Below are 1,962 nucleotides of genomic sequence, written 5' to 3' on the forward strand. Positions count from 1 at the left end.
GCGGGCGGCGCTCGATCTCACAGGCGATAAAGATGTTGTGCCGGACGCCCCCTCAAAACACCCCACTACAATTTCTGCTTGCGAACCAACCAACATTGCCATTACTGTATATAGATACAGTAAATTGCAAACCAGCAAAAAGGCACAGAGGTGATGAATGGCCGTCGAAGTGGTGTACCGCAGTAGCCGCGACCCGGAGCGCTTGTTCATGGATAAGGCAGAAGCCGACCGTCACGACAAAATGCTCGAACTGGCCGAGCGCCTGGCTGAAGTGCTGCATAAGGCAGTGCCGTCGCTGACCGAGCAGCAGGTTGAAGAAGCCGGTATCTACATGGCCAAGAACCGCGATGTGTTCGCCCGGGCGTTCAAGAGCCAGCCGGATGCGTTGGCCGAGTTGCTCGACGGGCAATCAGCCGAGTGATTACCTGCACCGGCCTCATCGCTGGCAAGCCAGCAATGAGGCCGGTGCATGCAACACAAACCCCGTCAGCCATACAACAACCGCTCCGCCAACATCTGCGCCACCCGCGCCGGCGAGCGTTTCTCTGCTTGGGCATGGCCGAACACTTCGGTCAGCCGCGAAGGTATGCGTGCCAGGTGCGAGGTGATGGTGCCCAGGTCTTCGCCACGGTGGGTGAGCGCCACGTAAATCAAGCCACCGGCATTGATCACGTAATCGGGCGCATACAGTATCCCGCGGGTCTCCAGCTGGTCAGCCACCTGCAAGGTGGTCAGCTGGTTGTTCGCCGCCCCCGCCACTGCCGCGCAGCGCAGTTGCATCACGCTCTGCCCGTTCAGCACCGGCCCCACACCGCACGGGGCAAAGATGTCGCAGGGGGTGCTGATCAACGCATCGTGGGTCACCGGGTGGGCATCGAGCTGCTCAACAGCCAGCCGTACCCGCCCTGTGTCCAGGTCGCTCACCAACAGTTCCGCTCCCGCCGCATGCAGTTGTTCGGCCAGGGCGTAGCCAACATTACCCAGCCCTTGCACCGCAACCCGCAGGCCTTCGAGGTTGTAGCTGCCCAAGCGGGCATAGGACGTGGCGCGGATGCCGGCGAATACCCCCATTGCCGCATGCGGTGAGGGATCACCCGAGGCCGTGGTACTGGTCACATGCGGCGTGCTCTGGGCGATGCAGTCCATGTCCAGGGTCGAGGTGCCACTGTCTACGGCAATGATGAAACGCCCTTGCAAGGTATCGACGAAGCGGCCGAAGGCCTCGAACAAAGCTGCGCGGTTTTCCACATGCGGGTTGCGCAAGATCACCGCCTTGCCGCCCCCCACGGGCAAGCCCGCCAGTGCCGCTTTGTAGCTCATGCCCTGGGCCAGGCGGATGGCGTCGGCCATGGCGCTTTCGTCATCGGCGTACGGCAGGTAGCGGCAGCCACCCAGCGCCGGCCCCAACTGCTGGCTGTGGATCGCCACCACCGCTTTCAGGCCCGTGGGCGGGTCGGTGAACAAGTGCAGTGACTGGGTACGGGTGCTTTGCATCAGCGCGAACATCGACAGGCTCCCCAACAGGTGCTGCACCCAGTATAAGCCCGGCCTCATGTTTGCAGCCGCCGCCAGACCACTGGACGAAACCCCGCACCGCAGCTAATACTCAAGCGAGTGTGGAGAAGCCCCATGAACCCACGTCAAGCCTGCCTGGCCTGCCTGGAACGCGAGCCCGTCGCCCTGCTGGAAGCCGCATTGTGGGTTGCCGCCGAGCACGACCCTAACGTCGCGCCTGCCGCCAGCCTTGCCACCGTGCACGACCTACAGCACGCAATCAGTGCCCACCTGCCCATGCTCCCTTTGAGTGAACTGGCACAGCCTCTGCTGCGCCAACTCAATGCACTGGGGTTTGTGCAAGACGAATACCTGCCGTTGCGGCCGCATGCCGCCATGCTGGACAAGGTGCTGCAACGCCGCCGAGGTCAACCGCTGGCCCTGGCCATCCTCGCCCTCGAGCTGGCC

General features: G+C 63.0%; 3 protein-coding genes. 2 read left to right on the forward strand and 1 reads right to left on the reverse strand.

The window, feature by feature from the left end:
• Positions 1-157 precede the first annotated feature (157 nt).
• A complete protein-coding gene (locus APH30_RS26975) occupies positions 158-421 on the forward strand; it encodes a YebG family protein (RefSeq protein WP_009681698.1) in 264 nt (87 codons plus the stop codon).
• Between the two features lie 65 nt (positions 422-486).
• On the opposite strand, the gene APH30_RS26980 is transcribed toward APH30_RS26975, so the two are convergent.
• Entirely contained in the window at positions 487-1,506 is a 1,020-nt protein-coding gene (locus tag APH30_RS26980; RefSeq protein WP_009682681.1) for a Glu/Leu/Phe/Val dehydrogenase dimerization domain-containing protein, read from the reverse strand.
• Between the two features lie 123 nt (positions 1,507-1,629).
• On the opposite strand from APH30_RS26980, the gene APH30_RS26985 reads away from it, so the two are divergent.
• The coding region (locus APH30_RS26985) for a transglutaminase-like domain-containing protein (protein WP_218186821.1) at positions 1,630-1,962 on the forward strand (333 nt) is incomplete at its 3' end.

Source organism: Pseudomonas sp. NBRC 111127, assembly GCF_001320345.1.
GTDB classification, from domain to species: domain Bacteria; phylum Pseudomonadota; class Gammaproteobacteria; order Pseudomonadales; family Pseudomonadaceae; genus Aquipseudomonas; species Aquipseudomonas juntendi.

Coding starts and splice junctions, on each gene's coding strand:
- APH30_RS26980 (WP_009682681.1), bottom strand. CDS start 1,506: ATGTTCGCGCTGATGCAAAGCACCCGTACCCAGTCACTGCACTTGTTC.
- APH30_RS26975 (WP_009681698.1), top strand. CDS start 158: ATGGCCGTCGAAGTGGTGTACCGCAGTAGCCGCGACCCGGAGCGCTTG.